Source organism: Nocardia sp. NPDC050413, from assembly GCF_040655475.1.
GTDB classification, from domain to species: domain Bacteria; phylum Actinomycetota; class Actinomycetes; order Mycobacteriales; family Mycobacteriaceae; genus Nocardia; species Nocardia coubleae.
In genome coordinates this window covers 240,185-255,735 of sequence record NZ_JBFAJZ010000008.1, presented here as the reverse complement: position 1 = coordinate 255,735, position 15,551 = coordinate 240,185, and the positions used below count along the sequence as shown (strand labels likewise).

Here is a 15,551-nt window from a genome sequence, read left to right as displayed (position 1 = left end):
TGTGTTGACAACCGATGTCGCCGCGCCACGCACCGCGGCTTCCGGTCTCCACTGTTCCCACTGCCGCCCGCTCCGGCAACTATTGTGCGCGCGCCGCGCCGAATCCCCGACCGGCGGTTTTCGCCCGTGACCGTCCGCTCAGGCGTTCGGGTCGCCGTAGGAGGCGGCGATGTCCTTGGAGCTGGGCCACCGGCTGTAGGTGGGTGACTGCGGCCAGCCTTCGGGGCTGTCCTGCCACTCCTCCTGGCGTCCGTAGGGCAGGGCGTCGATCAGACCGAAGGTGTAGGCGAGCTGTTCGGTGCCGCGACCGTCGGTGTGCCAACTGCGGTAGACGGTGTCGCCGTCGCGCAGGAAGGTGTTCACCGCGAAGCCTGCCCCGGGACCCGCGCCCATATCGGCGCCGAAGGGGCTGTCCGCGGTGGAGTACCAGGTCATGGTGTTGCCGACGCGGCGCTTGTAGGCGAGCACTTCGTCGATCGGGCCCTGGGTGACGATGACGAACCGCGCGTCGTAGGCGTCGAGGAAATCGAGCCGCGCGTACTGGGAGGTGAGCCCGGTGCAGCCGGGGCACTGCCAGGTGTTCCCCGGCGTCCACATGTGGTGGTAGGTGATGAGCTGAGTGCGCCCGTCGAACACCTCGGCGAGCGAAACATCGCTGCCGTCTTCGGCTTTGAGGGTGTAATCGGGCAGGCGGACGGCGGGCAGTTTGCGCCGCTGGGCGGCGATGGCGTCGAGTTCGCGGGTGGCGGCCTTCTCACGGACGCGAAGGGCGTCGAGTTCGGCTTGCCAGGTGTCGTGGTCGACGACGTTCGGGAGTGCGGTCATGGGTACGGCCTCCGATGTGTACGGCGTGCACATTTGATATGTTCACACCATATACTTCGCGGAAAGGGTGTACAAGGGTTGGCGTATCACCACGGCGATCTCGCGGCCGCGCTCCTCGCGGCCGGCTTGGAACTCACCAGGTCCGGCGGGCCCGACGCGCTGACCATCCGGGAAGTCACCCGTCGCGTCGGAGTCACGCCCAATGCCGCCTACCGGCACTTTCCCGACCGCAAGGCGCTGCTCGACGCGGTGTCCTCGGCGATCCAGGCCGACATGGCGACGCGCATGGCGACCGACCGTGTACCCGCCGGACCGCGGGAAAGCCTGCGCGCCGTCGGTCTCGGCTACATCGCGTTCGCGCTCGCCGAGCCGGGCTGGTTCGCCGTCGCGTTCTTCGGTGCGGGCGACACCTCGCCCGCCGCGATCGCCGACTCGCCCGCCTACCTGGCCCTCGCCGAGGCGCTCGACATGATGGTCCACATCGGTGACCTCGCCCCGTCGGCGCGCGAGGCCGCCACGTGGAGCTGCTGGTCGACGGTGCACGGTTTCGCCGAACTGGTCTTGCGTGGACCGCTGCGCCACGTCGACGGCGCGAAGGTCTGGCAGTTCGCCGAACAGACGGTCGACACCGTCATCGCGGGATTGCCCGCCCATGGTGTGACAGAGGCCACTGTGACCAGTGGTACGACAGCGTAAAGATGAAACGACCAGTCCATGCATGTATCCTTCGGGGAGAAGTGTGGGCACAGGGCCCGCGGTGACGACGAGGAGGTGGTGTTGCCATGCGCAGCGAACCCCCTAGTCGAAGGCCGCGCGGCGTCGCCCCTTCGCTCTCGCACTGAAACCGGCCGGCCCTCCTGGCGGTGGTGCGTGATGGTCGTGGTGGCGGACGCCCGCGGTAATCCTCGCCGTCTCCCGAAACCATCTCGGCGCATGTACCTACCTCTGCCGTAGGCATGCGCGTCGTCGCGCCAGAGGACTGTCCCATGCCGCAGATCGATCTCGTCGAAGCACGTCACGTACCTGTCGAAGCCGCCGCGCAAGAACCGAATCCTGTTGTGGCCGAGGACTATTCGGTGACCGAGGCTTTGGCGATCCTGTCCGAGTCGGTGCGCGACATCGTCGAGACCCACCGGGTGAACAGCGCGATGGACTGGCTCGACAACCGTCCGCCGCACGTCATCGCCGACGCGCTGGCCCGCATGGACGCCGTGCAGGCCGGGGTGGTGTTCCGGCTGCTCGACAAGGACCGCGCCATCACGGTTTTCGAGGAACTCGAGCCGGTCGACCAGCAGCAGATCCTGCAGGGACTGCGCGAGAAGAGCTTCCGCGATCTGGTCGAGGCGATGGACCCCGACGACCGCGCCCGCATGCTCCACGAGGCGCCCGCCAAGGTCGCCAAGAAGGTGCTCGAGGGGCTGAGCCCCCGCGAGCGCCGGATGACCGCCGCCCTGCTCGGCTACCCGGAGGGGTCGGTCGGTCACTACATGACGCCGGAAGTCGTTGCGCTGCCCGGCAATCTGACCGTCGCCCAGGCGCTGGCCTTGGTGCGTGCCAAGGGCGCCAACGCCGAAACGGTGTACACCCTGCCCGTGGTCGACCGGGGGCGCAGGCTCACCGGCATCGTGGAACTGCGCGAGCTGGTGCTGCACGCGCCCGAGGCGATGGTGTCGGAACTGGTGGTCACCGAACCGCCGTTCGTGCGTGCCACCGATTCCGCCGAGAAGGCGGCGCGCTTGATGAGTTCGACCAACGAGATCAACCTGGTCGTCGTCGACAGCGAGGACCGCGTGGTCGGACTGCTCACCATCGACGACGCGATGGAGGTGCTCGAGGCCGCCGACAGCGAGGACGTGGCCAAGCAGGCCGGTTCGGCGCCGTGGGAAGGCCACTACATGGCCGCCAAGGTGTTCCAGCTGGCGCGCTACCGGGCATTGTGGCTGATGCTGCTGCTGTTCGCGGCCACGCTCACGGTGAGCGTCACCGACATCTTCGCCACCACCCTCGAGCAGGCGGCCAGCCTGGCGCTGTTCATTCCGCTGCTCATCGGGGCGGGTGGCAACGCGGGAGCGCAGGCGGCCACGGCGTGTGTGCGTGCGCTGGCGGTCGGCGAGGTGCGGGTCTCGGATCTGTTCAAGGTGATCTGGCGCGAATGCCGGGTCGGCCTGGTGCTCGGGAGCATGCTGGCCGCGGCGGGCCTGCTGATCGGCACCGTGTTCGTCGGTCCCAAGATCGCCATCGTCGTGGCCGTCACGCTGGTGCTCATCTGCGGTTGGGCCGCGACCATCGGCGGCACGATGCCGTTGCTGGCCAAGAAGTTCCGCATCGACCCGGCCGTCGTATCGGCGCCGATGGTGACGACACTCGTCGACGCCACCGGACTGATCATCTACTTCACCACCGCGAAACTCGTTCTGGGGATCTGAGTTTCAGCGGGGTGGAAACAGGGTGAGCGCCGCCGCCATCACGTCCCTCGCGACATCATCGGTGGCGGCGACCACCTCGACGATGGGGATCCGGCGTCCGAAAACCGTTGATTCGGGCGGTAATTCAGGGCCGACGGCGGCGGTATAGATCGGGATCGAGCTGTCGTACACCGAGACCGACCGGTGCACTGTCCGGCCGTCGATGTGCTCCTCGGTGCTGTTGGCCGCCAGATATTCGGGCACCCGGTACTCGTAGCCGACAGTGATCTTCTGCCCGCGATAACCGAAGAGGCACTGGGTGAGTCGCTGCTCGTCGTCGTGCACCGTGCCGACGAGTTTCGTGCGGACCGCGCACGGGTCGGCGCCGAGCAGCACCGTCGGCACGGTGTCGGGGGACGTGCCCTGGGCCGGCGACTCCCGCCACCGCTGCACCATCCCCGGCACCAGTTCGTCGGCGACGGTGCACGGGTTGGTCCCCGGGCGCGTGGACAGGCCGAGGTAGAACGCCGCCCCGGCCGGGAAATGCGCGGTGACGCCGCAGGATCGGGGCTCGCCGGCGTCTCGGTCGGGAACGAGGCGCACGGTCACATCGCCGATCTGGCTGGTCCTGCCTCGTCCGCCCGCGGTCAGGCCGGGCAGCAGCGTCGCGTGCCAGGTCAGGGTGGTGCCTTCGCCGGGGGAATCGCTGTGCAGGACCGCCCGGCACGAATCCAGGCCGACGGTGACGCTCTCGATCGACCCCAGCGGTTCGAGCGCCTCGCGCGGCAAGATCGCGCACACATCCACCTGCCGGGTCGCCTGGGCGACCTTCTCGCGTTCGGCTTGGTCACGCGGCACCTGCGACCAGAACTCGGGTGGCGGCGCCGGGACCACCGGTGGTGGCGGCGCGGTCGCGGACGGGTCGCTCTCGTCGTCACCACAGCCGACGCAAACGAGTAATGCCACCGCGGCGAACGCGATCCTGCGCACCATCGGCAACCCCTGTCGTCGGTGACCCGGTCCGATGTCGGACCCGAACCCGAGTGTGCCCGTCCGAGCAATCCGCTCGCAAACACCGGAACTGGACCGATGCCGCCTTGTCGCCGCATCGCGATCTCCGCCGGATCGTCACCGGGGCGACATCGGATCCCCGGCCGGGGGGAGCCGGGCGCCCCTACACTAAGGTCCTTTCGCGCAACCGAGACCACACGCCGCGAGTAGATGGAGTAGTGCGATGACAGCACGCCCCCGGGAACAATGGGGTACACGGGCAGGATTCCTGCTCGCGGCGATCGGCTCGGCGGTCGGGCTGGGCAATATCTGGCGATTCCCCTATATCGCCTACGAGAACGGCGGCGGAGCCTTTCTGCTGCCCTATCTGGTCGCCCTGCTCTCGGCAGGCATCCCACTGCTGATCTTCGAGTACACGATCGGCCACAAGTTCCGTGGTTCACCCCCGCTGGCGTTCCGGCGCATGTCCCGCGCGACCGAACCCATCGGCTGGTGGCAGGTGGCCATCAGTTTCGTGATCGCGGTCTACTACGCGGTGATCATCGCCTGGGCCATCCGCTACGCCGGGTTCTCCGTCGGCCAGCAGTGGGGTGACGACCCGGAGAAGTTCTTCAGCAACGACTTCCTCCACGTCGCCGACCAGCCGGGCTTCGCGGCGCCGTTCGTGCCCGGTGTGCTGTGGCCGCTGATCGCGGTGTGGGTGGTGACGCTGGTCGTGCTCGCCCTCGGCATCCGCCGCGGCATCGAGATCGCCAACAAGATCTTCATCCCGCTGCTGTTCACGCTGTTCCTGATCCTGGTGGTGCGGGCGCTGTTCCTGCCCGGCGCGGCCGAGGGACTCGACGCGTTCTTCTCCCCGGACTGGTCGAGCATCACCGACGGCAAGGTGTGGGTCGCGGCCTACGGGCAGATCTTCTTCTCCCTGTCGGTCGGCTTCGGCATCATGATCACCTACGCCTCCTACCTGCGGCGCAAGGCCGACCTCGGCGGGTCGGCGCTGGTCGCCGGGTTCGCCAACAGCTCGTTCGAGATCCTGGCCGGTATCGGGGTGTTCGCCACCCTCGGCTTCATGGCGCACCAGACCGGTGTCGCCGTGAGCGACGCCGCGACCAGCGGTCCCGGACTGGCGTTCGTCGCGTTCCCGACGATCATCTCCGAATTGTCCTCCGGCGCCGCCTGGTTCGGCATCCTGTTCTTCACCTGCCTGGTGCTGGCCGGACTCACCTCGCTGATCAGCATCGTCCAGGTGATCGTCGCGGCAGTGCAGGACCGGACCGGGCTGGCCCGGGTGCCGGCGGTGCTGATCGTCGGCGGCCTCACCGCCGCTGTCTCGATCGCCTTGTTCCCGACTCGCAACGGTCTGTACCTGCTCGACGTGGCCGACCACTTCATCAACCAGTACGGCATCGTGCTGGCCGCGTTCGTCGCGGTGATCGTGGTCGCGTGGGCGCTGCGCAAACTCGGTGTGCTGCGCGAACACACCGACACGGTGTCCAACCTGAAGGTCGGCCGCGTGTGGATGGTGCTGCTCGGCGTGGTGACGCCGGTGGCGCTGGTGTGGATGATGGTCGACAGCCTGCGCCAGGAATTCGACGAGACCTACGGCGGATACACGACCGAGTACGTGCTGATCGCGGGCTGGGGCGTGGCCGGTGCGGCCATCGTGTTCGGCGTGGTCATGGCGCTGCTGCCGTGGCGCGATCCCGGTGTACCGGAAGACGAGGACGGCGTCGTCGCGGCGCCGGTGATCGAGGAGGCGAAGTCCTGATGTCGGCTGGTGCGATCACGATGCTGATCATTTCGATCGTGGTGGTGTGGGGTGGGCTGCTCGCCTCCGTCATCGCCCTGCGCCGTTTCCCGGAGGACACGGAGTAGCTCAGGGCAGCAGCGGCAGTACCTCGCGCATGACCTTCTCCGCGACGGCCGAGTCGGCGGTGACCGTCACCTTCGGCACGCGGGGACCGAGCAGGGCGTCGGTCGGGCCCGGAGTCAGAGCCCGGCCGACGACGGCGGTCAGGGAGGTGATGGACGACGTCGCGGTGCCCGGCTCGAAGCGGAACACCTGGCGGCTGCCGACCGTGAACGCGGGGGTGTCATCGGTGACGGAGCGTTCGGAGCCGTAGTCGTAGGTCACGATCGCCTCATGGCCGTCGACGGTGAGTTTGCAGGTGGTGAGCCGCTGATCACCCACCGGCACGAGCGAACCGAGCAGCGGGGCAACGGCACACGGGTCGGCGCCGGTCACCACCGTGCGATCCGTATCGGGTGAGGTGCCGTGCGGCGGCTCCTCGCGGAACTCGACCAGCGCGATCCGCAACAGGTCGGCGGCGGTCGCACACGCGTCGCCCGGCGCGCGAACACTCAGCGACAGGTCGGCGCCCGACACGAACAACGCCCACGCCTGACACGCCGCGCGCGACTGCGGATCCGACGAGGTGGCGGGTTCGTCGTCGAACAACACGCGCACATCGCCCATCGACTCCTCGCGCACCGGTCCGTCCATCGCGGGTTCGCCCGAGAACATCACCCCCGTACTCCAGGTGGCGTCGATACCGGTGAGATGACCGTCGACGGCGATGGCGGCACGGCACTGATCCGGGCGGACGTCCTCGACCGTGCTCACCGTTCCGAACGGCTCGAGCGAGGCGCGCGGCAGCAGCGCGCACACGTCGATCGCGCGTACCTTGCGCAGGACGGTCACCTTCTCCTCGTCGGAAACCGCTGCCCTGGACCAGAACCCGTCGCTGGGCATCGCATCCGGCGCGGGGCCGGGACCGCACGCGACCGAGGTCATCGCGGCGAGGGTCAACAGAAACATCCGTCGCACAGTCGATGTCCCTTCGGATCGGTTCACTCTCTCCCGACGATCTTCCCGCACCGTGATCGTGGGTCGACGGGGCGGTTCCGGATCGGGCGGCGGGTGGTGGTGCTCACCGACGGGCGGGGTGGTCGGTGCGTGTGAGGAAAACGCGGGCGATGCGATGGTGGTCCGCGCGGGCGCGTGACGCACAATGGGGGCCGCGTGTGTGGTGCGGATGGTCGACCGGTGAGGTCGGATCGCCCGCATCGCAACACAAGCTGTTGTGCTCCGCGAGGTTGTCACCCACTACGAGTAGTGTTCGTGGGGAACGGCCTCGCACACGGCGGCGGGTGCGGGTCACAGGTCTGGCGGAAAGGTGTGGAGGCGGAATGAAGCTCATCGATCGGGTGTCGGCCATCAACTGGAATCGGGTACCCGATGAGAAGGATGCCGAGGTCTGGGACCGGCTCACCGGCAACTTCTGGCTGCCGGAGAAGGTGCCGGTGTCCAACGACATCCCCTCCTGGAACACGCTGACCACCGAGGAGAAGCAGCTCACCATGCGGGTCTTCACCGGCCTGACGCTGCTCGACACCATCCAGGGCACCGTCGGCGCGGTCTCGCTGATCCCCGACGCGCTCACCCCGCACGAGGAGGCGGTGTACACCAACATCGCGTTCATGGAGTCGGTGCACGCCAAGAGCTACAGCTCCATCTTCTCCACCCTGTGCTCCACCAAGGAGATCGACGAGGCGTTCCGCTGGTCGGAGGAGAACCGCAACCTGCAGCGCAAGGCCGAGATCGTCCTGTCGTACTACAACGGTGACGACCCGCTCAAGCGCAAGGTCGCCTCCACGCTGCTGGAGAGCTTCCTGTTCTACTCCGGCTTCTACCTGCCGATGCACTGGTCCTCGCGGGCCAAGCTCACCAACACCGCCGACATGATCCGGCTGATCATCCGCGACGAGGCGGTGCACGGGTACTACATCGGCTACAAGTACCAGAAGGGCCTCGAGCTGGTCTCCCAGGCCGAGCGCGACGAGCTCAAGAACTACACCTTCGAGCTGCTCTTCGAGCTCTACGACAACGAGGTCGACTACACCCAGGACCTCTACGACGAGGTCGGCCTCACCGAGGACGTCAAGAAGTTCCTGCGCTACAACGCCAACAAGGCGCTGATGAACCTCGGCTACGAGGGCCTTTTCCCCAAGGACGAGTGCGAGGTGAACCCGGCGATCCTGTCGGCGCTGTCGCCCAACGCCGACGAGAACCACGACTTCTTCTCCGGTTCGGGTTCCAGCTACGTCATCGGCAAGGCCGTCAACACCGAGGACGAGGACTGGGAGTTCTAGTTCACCGATCCCACGGTGCCCGCAGTTCCGGATCGTCGAAGGCGTCGGCCGCGTCCCGGTAGAGCTCGCTGATGCGCTGCTTCACCTTGTCGCGGTCGGCGCCGGAGATATCGGCCTGATCCAGCCGCGCCGCCGCATTCGCCACCGCCCGGAACACCCTGGTCGGCTTCCGGTCGATGATGTCGGCAACCGGAAATTTGTAATCCTTCTCGAGGGCCGGATCCCCCTCCGGATCGCGATACAGATAGATACTGGCGAGCTTCTTCGGATCCCCCTTCGCCCATTCCAGGGCATCATGCTCGGCCCGATGCCCGGTCCATTCGTGATCCCGCGGCGCCCACGGCATATCGACATCGGCGGCATTGTCGGATTCGGGCGGAACCTCACGCTTCGACATAGATCTCTCCTTGACGCTCGCGGGTCATGGATCAGCGCGTGCCATGCTACCAACGGCCCCGCTACCAGCGACTTCAGTCGAGCGGGCCACAGTGCGCATCTGCGCTCATGGAGTAACGCAGGCCTCAGATCGGCTGACCGCTGCCCAAGTCGAGAGCGAATGCTGTTGCAAGGCAGCAAATCAAGATGCCGATGGCAACATAGATGATCCGAGAACGGAGCGGAATGGTCCATCGGTACGGCGGCGAGAAGGCAATACACAGAACGAGGACGGTTCCCGTGACGACCAGCGCCCATGAAGCGACGGCGAGTGTCACAGCGGTAGGTGGGTTGTCGTGGAGGCATTGCGCGATGTCGTCGATACCGTCCCAGGCACGTGAAATCAGGATTTCGAGGGCGAGAACGACCGCCATTCCGACTGCGGGGAGATTTCCGAGTCCGTTGATGCGGAAGGTGGTCGACCAGCGTAATGCGATGGTCAACGTGACGAGGGCGGCGATTGCGAAGACCAGGGAGAACAGGGACAGGACCGAACCGAGGTTGTCGATCTCTTGTGTTGCCGCTGTCCGCGGTTCGACGGAAAAGGCGCTGATCGCCGCACCGCCGACGAGTAGAACGCTGCCGACAATCGCGGCAGCGGTCATTCCGGGCGACGATTCGAGGGTTCGTCCCGGTGTTATGTCCTTCATTCCGGCCCCAGAGTCTCGCTAGGAAGATGCCCGCTCGGTCCGGCGGAGCTGGTCGAGGAACGCAGTGATGGCGGTGGATACCGGTTGGGGGTGGGTCCACCAGACTGCGTGGCCTGCGGTGGGGCCCGCTATGACGGTGGAGAGGCCGTGGGTGCCGGGGAGGGCGGTGGCGAGGGTTGAGGCGTCGTCGGCGGTGCCGCCTGCTTGGTCGGCGTGGCCGCGCAGGACCAGGGCGGGGCAGGGGATTTCGGGGAGGCGGGGGGTGATTTCGTCGCGGGTGGCGAGGTTTGTCCAGGCCGCTGTGGTGCGGGGGCGGTCGGGGTTGGTGAGCCAGCGGCGGATCCAGTGTTCCTGGTCGGCGTCGGTGCCGCCGATGAGCAGGGGTGCGAGGGCGCGGGCCTGGGGTTCGAGGGGGATGGCGGGGTCGGTCCAGGCGGTGGCCATGGCGCGGTACTGGGCGGATTCCTCGACAGTGTTGGCGCGGGCTGTGGTCGAGGCGAGGACCAGGGCCCTGGTGCGGTCGGGGTAGCGCAGGGCGAAACGCAGGGCCGTGTAGCCGCCCTGGCTCATGCCGCCGAGGATGACGGGGCCCGTGATGTCCAGATGGTCGAGTACCGAGGCGATGTCGTCGGCCAGGTCCCAGTAGGTGAACGGTTCGTCGGGGTCGCTGACGGTCTCGCCGAAACCGCGCGCGTCGACGGCGATCACCCGCAGTCCCGCGGCGGTGAGTCGCGCGGTGGTGCGGTCGAACATCGTTGCGTCCATGAGGAATCCGTGCGACAGCACGATCGGCTCGCCGCTGCCGGTGTCGGTGAAATGGATGACGGAACTGTCGCGCTGCACGGGCATGAGCACGAGGGTAACCGTGGGGCGCGCGGCCGGATCCGTCGGCGAATTGTTGTGCGTTCTGTGCACAGCGGCGACCCGACTCGGGCAAACTTTCGGCAGACGTTTGGTGAGAGGACCCCGATGCACCGTGTTCCCCGCTCAGTTCGCTGGATCCTCGGTGTCCTCGGAGTCGTGGTCCTGGTGGTCGCGGCGGGGCTGGACGCCAATCGGTCGGGCCACGGTGCCGATGCGCGGGCCAAACTGACCGTCATCGCGCCCGCCGCCGCGGGCGGTGGCTGGGACCTGGTGGCCCGCGAAGCCCAGCAGGCGCTGCGCGGCGACGGGATCGTCAACAACGTGCAGGTGGTGAACGTGCCCGGCGCGGGCGGCACGATCGGGCTCGGTCAGTTGTCCACGCAGACCGGGGTGGCGACGACGATCATGGTCACGGGCACCGTGATGATGGGCGGCATCGCGCGCAACGGTTCGCCTGTGGAGCTCGCCGATATGACGCCGATCGCCCGGCTCGCCGAGGACTTCGAAGTGATCGTCGTCCCCGCCGACTCGCCCTATCGCACCCTCGACGACCTGATCCGCGACTGGCGAGCCAACCCGGCCACCACACCGGTCGGCGGCGGATCGGCGGGCGGGATCGACCACATGCTCGCCGCCCAGCTGGCCGAGGCCGCGGGCATCCCCGCCGCTCAGGTGCGCTACGCCGCCTACGCCGGTGGCGGCGAACTCACCATCAACCTGCTCTCGACCGCGCCGGGCACCCCCGGCATCGGGATCAGCGGTTTCAACGACTTCCGCGACCTGATCGAGGACGGCAGGTTGCGACCGCTGGCCGTGGTCGCGCCCGGCCGGCTGCCCGGACTCGAGGCGACCCCAACCATGGCCGAGGCCGGCTACCCGCAGGTGGATCTCGTGAACTGGCGCGGGTTCGTGGCCCCACCGGGGTTGAGCGAGCAGGAGCAGAAGGAGCTGATCGACATCGTCACCGAGATGACCCGCACCGAGAGCTGGCGCGACGCCGTCGCCCGCAACCGGTGGCAGGAGACGTTCCTGGCAGGCGAGGCGTTCCGCCAGTTCCTCGCCGAGGAACAGACACGGATCACCGAGATCGTCGAAGACCTGGGGCTGTCGTGAGTACCACCGAACCCGACCCGGCGTCGGTGTCACGCTCGTGGTGGCGGCCCGGTTGGAGCGCGCTCATCATGCCGCTGCTGCTCGTCGCGCTGGCGGTGTTCCTGTTCGCCGGTATCGCCGACACGGAGGTGGCGGACGAGAGCGAACTGTTCGGCCCGAAAACGGTGCCGCTGCTGGCCGCGGTGCTGTGCCTGGTGTTCGCGGTGCTGTTGGCGGTGAGCGTGATCCGCAGGCCGGAGGTCCCACTCGACGAGAACGGCCGCCCGATCATCGGCCTGTCCAGCAATTGGCGTGGTACCGGGATCACCTTCGCGTCGCTGGTCATGTTCGCGGTGCTGCTCCTCCCGGCCGGGTGGATCATCGCGGGCGCGGTGACGTTCTGGGGTGTCACCATCGGCCTCGGCAGCAGGCGGTACGGCCTCAATATCCTTGTCGGCCTTGCCCTGTCCTCCACCATCCAGTTGGTTTTCGGCGGTCTGCTCGGTATCAGCTTGCCGCCCGGCGTGATGGGACTGTTCTAGATGAACGAGATCGCGAACCTCCTGGAGGGTTTCGGCAGCGTCCTGACCCCGGTCAACCTGCTCTACGTGGTGCTCGGCTGCGTGATCGGCACCGCTGTCGGCGTGCTGCCCGGGCTCGGTTCGGCGATGGCGGTGGCGCTGTTGCTGCCGGTGACGTTCACGCTCGACCCGCTGGCCGCGCTGGTGATGATGGCCGCCATCTACTTCGGTGGCCTCTTCGGTGACTCGATCTCCGGCATCCTGATGAACACACCCGGCAACTCCACCGCCATAGCGACGTCCATCGAGGGCCATCGGATGGCGCTCAACGGCCGCGCCCCACAGGCGTTGGCGGCCGCGGCGGTCGGAGCGTTCTTCGGCGGGCTGATCGCGACCGTCCTCGTGGTGTTCTTCGCACCGCACCTGGCGAATCTGGCGACCAGGTTCGGGCCGGGAGAGTATTTCGCGCTGGCGGTCTTCGCGTTCGTCGCGATCTCGGTGGTGGTGTCGGATTCGGTTCTCAAAGGTATTGCCGCACTGCTCATCGGCTTGGTGCTGTCGGTGATCGGCACCGATCAGGTGAGCGGTGCGCAGCGGTTCACCTTCGGCAGTGTGGAACTGTTCGACGGGGTGAGCGTCGTGGTGATCACGGTGTCCATGCTCGCCATCGGTGAAGTCCTGTACGTCGCGTCCCGGATCGGGCGACCCGACGACCGCACGCTCATCGCCCCGCAGGGACGGCCCTACCTGACGCGCTCGGAGTTCCGGGAAATGGTGCCCGCCATGGCCCGTGGCACGGCTTTCGGTGTGCCGTTCGGGGTGATTCCCGCAGGCGGCGCGGAGGTGCCGACCTTCCTTGCCTACGGTGCCGAGCAACGATTGGACCGCCGCAGCCGCAAGCCGAAGTTCGGCACGGGCGCGATCCGCGGTGTGGCCGCACCGGAAGCGGCGGGCAACGCCACCGCGGGCACCGCGATGGGTGCGCTGCTCGCGCTCGGCCTGCCGACCTCGGCGACGGCGGCGATGCTGCTCGCCGCGTTCCAACAGTACGGAATGCAGCCTGGCCCATTGCTTTTCAGCCGCAACGGCGACCTGGTGTGGGCGCTGATGGCGAGCCTGTTCATCGGCATGATCGTGCTGCTGATCCTGAACATGCCCTTCGCCCGGCTCTGGGCGAATCTGCTGAAGATCCCGCGCGAATACCTGTACGCGGGGATCGCGGTGTTCGCGTGTTTCGGTGTGTACGCCGCGGCGGCATCGATCGTCGACGTCGTGTTCATGCTGGTGCTCGGTGCGATCGGTTTCGCGATGCGCCGCTACGACGTGCCGATCGCCCCGGTGCTCATCGCGGTGATCCTCGGGCCGCTGGCCGAGACCTCGTTGCGCGCGGCCATGAACAACTCGGACAACGATCCGCTGACGTTGGTGAGCACCCCGATCACGATCACGCTGTACGTGCTGCTGGCAGGTGTCGTCGCCATCGGTGTGTTCAACAAGCTGAAGCTGCGCCGCAGCGTGCGCGCCGACGCGCCGAAATGATCTCAGCGAGGCGGACGACCACCACCCGGCAGGGGACCGGACTTCTCGCCCACACCGATCGTGAGCGATACGGTCATGGAGGTGGCGGGAGTGCCTGAGACGGTGGCCAGTTCGGCATCCCAGCCGTCACCGAAGACGTTGTCCGAGGACAAGCTCACCGCCGACATGTTCGTCGTGCTGGCCGCGTAACCGGCGTCGGCGGCGAACACTGTCTCGCAGGAGTCCTGGGGGAGGGCGATCTGGGAGGTGAGGCGGGCGTTCTCGCCCGCGACAGCGGTGGTGAGCGAGTCGTAGACCTCGAAGTGGATATGCGGCCAGCGGCCCGCGTAGCAGGCGGGGAAGATCGAGGTGAATTCGACGACGCCCGCATCGTCGGCCACCTGTACGCCGCGTAGATAGTTCTGGTCGGTGACACCCTCGCTGTAGAGCGAGTAGCGGCCCTCACGATCGCAATGCCATACATACACCGCCATCCCCGCACCGGCACCGCCCTGCACAAGGTCGTGCAGTGTCAAGGTCAGTGACATCGGGACACCTTGGGCGACACCGGAATACGCGCCGAAGCTGGTTGTCAGATCGGATCTGACGACACCGGATTCGATCAGCACATTCGGTCCGTTGGAGCCGTCACCGGGGTAGGGGCCCGCGGTTTCCTGTGGGGCTGCGGCGGGGGTGGCCGTGGCGGTCGTCGAAGCCTCGGTGGTGGTCGCGCCGGTTTCCTCGCCCGCCGCGCAGCCCGCCGCGACGGCGGCTACTCCCGCGGCTCCGAGAACGCCGAGAATTCGCCGCCGCGACATCACCCGCAGATCGTGACCGAGTCCCAGATCGTGTTCGTCCATGCCGACGACGGTAAGCGCGCGGACTGCGCCCGGCCTGGAAACTCGCTGGGCGTTTGCTGTACGCCGATCAGTCGGTGACGTAGCCGTTGAGGCTGTTGCGCAGATCCGTCAGCACGGCGCGTGCCGCGGTGAGGCCGGTGGTGTGCCAGATCTTGTCGTCCACCGCGAACACGCGGCGATCCGTCGCGGCGCCCAGGTTCTCGAATTCCTTCGAGCGCAGCACCTTCTTGCCGTGCGCCTCACCGTCGGGGCCGTCGAACATCACGTAGATGATGTCGCCCTCGGCTTTGTTCGAGAAGTCGTCGGGGGTGATGTCGAACGACGGACCGCGCTGCGCCTGGGGGCGCTGTACACCGGCATCCGAAAGGACTTGCGCGGCAAAGGTTTCCGAACCCTGCACCTGGATGGTGTCGGCGGTGAAACGCAGCACCGAGGCCTGGGACTGGTTCGCGTGCAGCGCGTCGCCGAGGTCGTGAGCCTCGGTGAGGTAGGACTGCAGGGCGGCGTCAGCGGCCTTGGTGCGGCCCATCCCGGCGGCGTAGGCGACGAAATCGGACTGCCAACTGCCGCCGCTGCCGACCAGCACGGTCGGCGCGATCGCGCGCAGCGCTTCGTAACCGCCTGCGGCAGGGGGTACGTCGCCGAGGATGAGGTCGGGCTTCAGTTCGGCGATACGCGTCGGGTCGGGCGCGCCGATCGGTCCGATACTCGGCACCTTCAGCACGCCGTACCCGAGGTACATCGGCTGGGGACGCTCACCGTCGAGCGTCACCGCGCCCGCGACCCGCTCCCACAGGCCGAGCGCACACGCCGCGTCGAGAGCGGAGCTGGTGAGCACGACAATGCGCTGCGGATCGGCGGGTACCTCCGTGACCCCGGCCGAATGGGTGACCGAGCGGGTACCCGACCCCGCGTCGGGTGCGCTCGGCGTCGGACACGCGGTCGCCGTGTCACGGTCGGCGCCGACCACACCGGCACCGGCGATATTGGTCGTGGTGCGGATGATCGTGCTCGCGTCGTCGTGCTTGTCCGCGCAACCCGCGCTCACCACCGCGACGCACAGCAACGCGGCGACGAGCCCGCCCCGCGAGCGGTCACGACGACCCTGCTTGGCGGTGCGACGGAATCGGGTGCGTTCTCGGGCGCTCACCGGCATGCGCACGAGGGTACTGGGTTGGGGTCGGCGCGAATGTCGGGGGCCGAGGTCATCGGTGCCGG

The 15,551-nt window shown here is 67.6% G+C and carries 16 protein-coding genes; 8 read left to right on the top strand and 8 right to left on the bottom strand.

Annotation, left to right across the window (positions count from 1 at the left end; all coding sequences use genetic code 11):
- Nucleotides 1-138: 138 nt before the first annotated feature.
- A complete protein-coding gene (locus tag AB0I19_RS20630) occupies nucleotides 139-825 on the bottom strand; it encodes a DUF899 family protein (protein ID WP_357150578.1) in 687 nt (228 codons plus the stop codon).
- 78 nt (nucleotides 826-903) lie between these two features.
- Between AB0I19_RS20630 and AB0I19_RS20625 the strand changes: the two genes are divergently transcribed.
- Together AB0I19_RS20625 and mgtE are read left to right on the top strand one after the other, a co-directional pair.
- Entirely contained in the window at nucleotides 904-1,521 is a 618-nt protein-coding gene (locus tag AB0I19_RS20625) for a TetR/AcrR family transcriptional regulator (protein ID WP_357150577.1), read from the top strand.
- 290 nt (nucleotides 1,522-1,811) lie between these two features.
- A complete protein-coding gene (mgtE, locus tag AB0I19_RS20620) occupies nucleotides 1,812-3,251 on the top strand; it encodes a magnesium transporter (protein WP_357150576.1) in 1,440 nt (479 codons plus the stop codon).
- 3 nt (nucleotides 3,252-3,254) lie between these two features.
- On the opposite strand, the gene AB0I19_RS20615 is transcribed toward mgtE, so the two are convergent.
- On the bottom strand, nucleotides 3,255-4,223 hold the full coding sequence (locus AB0I19_RS20615) for a peptidase (protein ID WP_357150575.1): 969 nt from the start codon (nucleotides 4,221-4,223) through the stop codon (nucleotides 3,255-3,257).
- Nucleotides 4,224-4,464: 241 nt separating this feature from the next.
- On the opposite strand from AB0I19_RS20615, the gene AB0I19_RS20610 reads away from it, so the two are divergent.
- Together AB0I19_RS20610 and AB0I19_RS20605 are read left to right on the top strand one after the other, a co-directional pair.
- Nucleotides 4,465-6,009, top strand: coding sequence for a sodium-dependent transporter (locus AB0I19_RS20610; RefSeq protein ID WP_357150574.1), 1,545 nt, complete (start codon nucleotides 4,465-4,467; stop codon nucleotides 6,007-6,009).
- Entirely contained in the window at nucleotides 6,009-6,116 is a 108-nt protein-coding gene (locus AB0I19_RS20605) for a methionine/alanine import family NSS transporter small subunit (protein WP_084456630.1), read from the top strand. Before AB0I19_RS20610 ends, AB0I19_RS20605 begins: the two co-directional genes overlap by 1 nt.
- Nucleotide 6,117: 1 nt before the next feature.
- On the opposite strand, the gene AB0I19_RS20600 is transcribed toward AB0I19_RS20605, so the two are convergent.
- Nucleotides 6,118-7,059 carry a hypothetical protein gene (locus AB0I19_RS20600; RefSeq protein WP_357150573.1) on the bottom strand — a complete coding sequence of 314 codons (942 nt, stop codon included), beginning with the start codon at nucleotides 7,057-7,059 and terminating at the stop codon, nucleotides 6,118-6,120.
- A 371-nt stretch (nucleotides 7,060-7,430) separates the two neighbouring features.
- Between AB0I19_RS20600 and nrdF the strand changes: the two genes are divergently transcribed.
- Complete coding sequence (gene nrdF / locus AB0I19_RS20595; protein WP_067493116.1) at nucleotides 7,431-8,393, top strand: class 1b ribonucleoside-diphosphate reductase subunit beta; 963 nt, start codon at nucleotides 7,431-7,433, stop codon at nucleotides 8,391-8,393.
- Between the two features lies 1 nt (nucleotide 8,394).
- Here nrdF and AB0I19_RS20590 read toward each other — a convergent pair whose 3' ends face one another.
- The 3 genes from AB0I19_RS20590 to AB0I19_RS20580 form a co-directional block, all read right to left on the bottom strand.
- Nucleotides 8,395-8,790 (bottom strand): hypothetical protein, encoded by a 396-nt coding sequence (locus AB0I19_RS20590; RefSeq protein ID WP_357150572.1) that lies wholly within the window; start codon nucleotides 8,788-8,790, stop codon nucleotides 8,395-8,397.
- Nucleotides 8,791-8,914: 124 nt separating this feature from the next.
- Nucleotides 8,915-9,433 carry a hypothetical protein gene (locus tag AB0I19_RS20585; protein ID WP_357150571.1) on the bottom strand — a complete coding sequence of 173 codons (519 nt, stop codon included), beginning with the start codon at nucleotides 9,431-9,433 and terminating at the stop codon, nucleotides 8,915-8,917.
- Between the two features lie 63 nt (nucleotides 9,434-9,496).
- Entirely contained in the window at nucleotides 9,497-10,327 is an 831-nt protein-coding gene (locus AB0I19_RS20580) for an alpha/beta hydrolase (protein ID WP_357150570.1), read from the bottom strand.
- A 120-nt stretch (nucleotides 10,328-10,447) separates the two neighbouring features.
- Between AB0I19_RS20580 and AB0I19_RS20575 the strand changes: the two genes are divergently transcribed.
- Genes AB0I19_RS20575 through AB0I19_RS20565 form a run of 3 tightly spaced genes read left to right on the top strand, consistent with a single transcriptional unit; the run spans nucleotide 10,448 to nucleotide 13,494 of the window.
- The gene (locus tag AB0I19_RS20575) at nucleotides 10,448-11,455 is read left to right on the top strand and encodes a tripartite tricarboxylate transporter substrate-binding protein (RefSeq protein ID WP_357150569.1); all 1,008 of its coding nucleotides are present in this window, start codon (nucleotides 10,448-10,450) and stop codon (nucleotides 11,453-11,455) included.
- The gene (locus tag AB0I19_RS20570; protein WP_357150568.1) at nucleotides 11,452-11,976 is read left to right on the top strand and encodes a tripartite tricarboxylate transporter TctB family protein; all 525 of its coding nucleotides are present in this window, start codon (nucleotides 11,452-11,454) and stop codon (nucleotides 11,974-11,976) included. The genes AB0I19_RS20575 and AB0I19_RS20570 overlap by 4 nt, the downstream gene beginning before the upstream one ends.
- Entirely contained in the window at nucleotides 11,977-13,494 is a 1,518-nt protein-coding gene (locus AB0I19_RS20565; RefSeq protein WP_357150567.1) for a tripartite tricarboxylate transporter permease, read from the top strand.
- Nucleotides 13,495-13,496: 2 nt separating this feature from the next.
- Here AB0I19_RS20565 and AB0I19_RS20560 read toward each other — a convergent pair whose 3' ends face one another.
- Nucleotides 13,497-14,333 (bottom strand): dioxygenase, encoded by an 837-nt coding sequence (locus AB0I19_RS20560; RefSeq protein ID WP_357150566.1) that lies wholly within the window; start codon nucleotides 14,331-14,333, stop codon nucleotides 13,497-13,499.
- A gap of 67 nt (nucleotides 14,334-14,400) precedes the next feature.
- Nucleotides 14,401-15,489 carry an ABC transporter substrate-binding protein gene (locus AB0I19_RS20555; RefSeq protein ID WP_357150565.1) on the bottom strand — a complete coding sequence of 363 codons (1,089 nt, stop codon included), beginning with the start codon at nucleotides 15,487-15,489 and terminating at the stop codon, nucleotides 14,401-14,403.
- Between the last annotated feature and the right edge of the window lie 62 nt (nucleotides 15,490-15,551).

Excerpts from the sequence above, each read along its gene's own strand:
- AB0I19_RS20610 (WP_357150574.1), top strand. The coding sequence starts at position 4,465 with ATGACAGCACGCCCCCGGGAACAATGGGGTACACGGGCAGGATTCCTG.
- AB0I19_RS20580 (WP_357150570.1), bottom strand. The coding sequence starts at position 10,327 with ATGCCCGTGCAGCGCGACAGTTCCGTCATCCATTTCACCGACACCGGC.
- mgtE (WP_357150576.1), top strand. The coding sequence starts at position 1,812 with ATGCCGCAGATCGATCTCGTCGAAGCACGTCACGTACCTGTCGAAGCC.
- AB0I19_RS20590 (WP_357150572.1), bottom strand. The coding sequence starts at position 8,790 with ATGTCGAAGCGTGAGGTTCCGCCCGAATCCGACAATGCCGCCGATGTC.
- AB0I19_RS20605 (WP_084456630.1), top strand. The coding sequence starts at position 6,009 with ATGTCGGCTGGTGCGATCACGATGCTGATCATTTCGATCGTGGTGGTG.
- AB0I19_RS20630 (WP_357150578.1), bottom strand. The coding sequence starts at position 825 with ATGACCGCACTCCCGAACGTCGTCGACCACGACACCTGGCAAGCCGAA.
- nrdF (WP_067493116.1), top strand. The coding sequence starts at position 7,431 with ATGAAGCTCATCGATCGGGTGTCGGCCATCAACTGGAATCGGGTACCC.
- AB0I19_RS20615 (WP_357150575.1), bottom strand. The coding sequence starts at position 4,223 with ATGGTGCGCAGGATCGCGTTCGCCGCGGTGGCATTACTCGTTTGCGTC.
- AB0I19_RS20575 (WP_357150569.1), top strand. The coding sequence starts at position 10,448 with ATGCACCGTGTTCCCCGCTCAGTTCGCTGGATCCTCGGTGTCCTCGGA.
- AB0I19_RS20585 (WP_357150571.1), bottom strand. The coding sequence starts at position 9,433 with ATGACCGCTGCCGCGATTGTCGGCAGCGTTCTACTCGTCGGCGGTGCG.
- AB0I19_RS20600 (WP_357150573.1), bottom strand. The coding sequence starts at position 7,059 with ATGTTTCTGTTGACCCTCGCCGCGATGACCTCGGTCGCGTGCGGTCCC.
- AB0I19_RS20565 (WP_357150567.1), top strand. The coding sequence starts at position 11,977 with ATGAACGAGATCGCGAACCTCCTGGAGGGTTTCGGCAGCGTCCTGACC.
- AB0I19_RS20555 (WP_357150565.1), bottom strand. The coding sequence starts at position 15,489 with ATGCCGGTGAGCGCCCGAGAACGCACCCGATTCCGTCGCACCGCCAAG.
- AB0I19_RS20560 (WP_357150566.1), bottom strand. The coding sequence starts at position 14,333 with ATGGACGAACACGATCTGGGACTCGGTCACGATCTGCGGGTGATGTCG.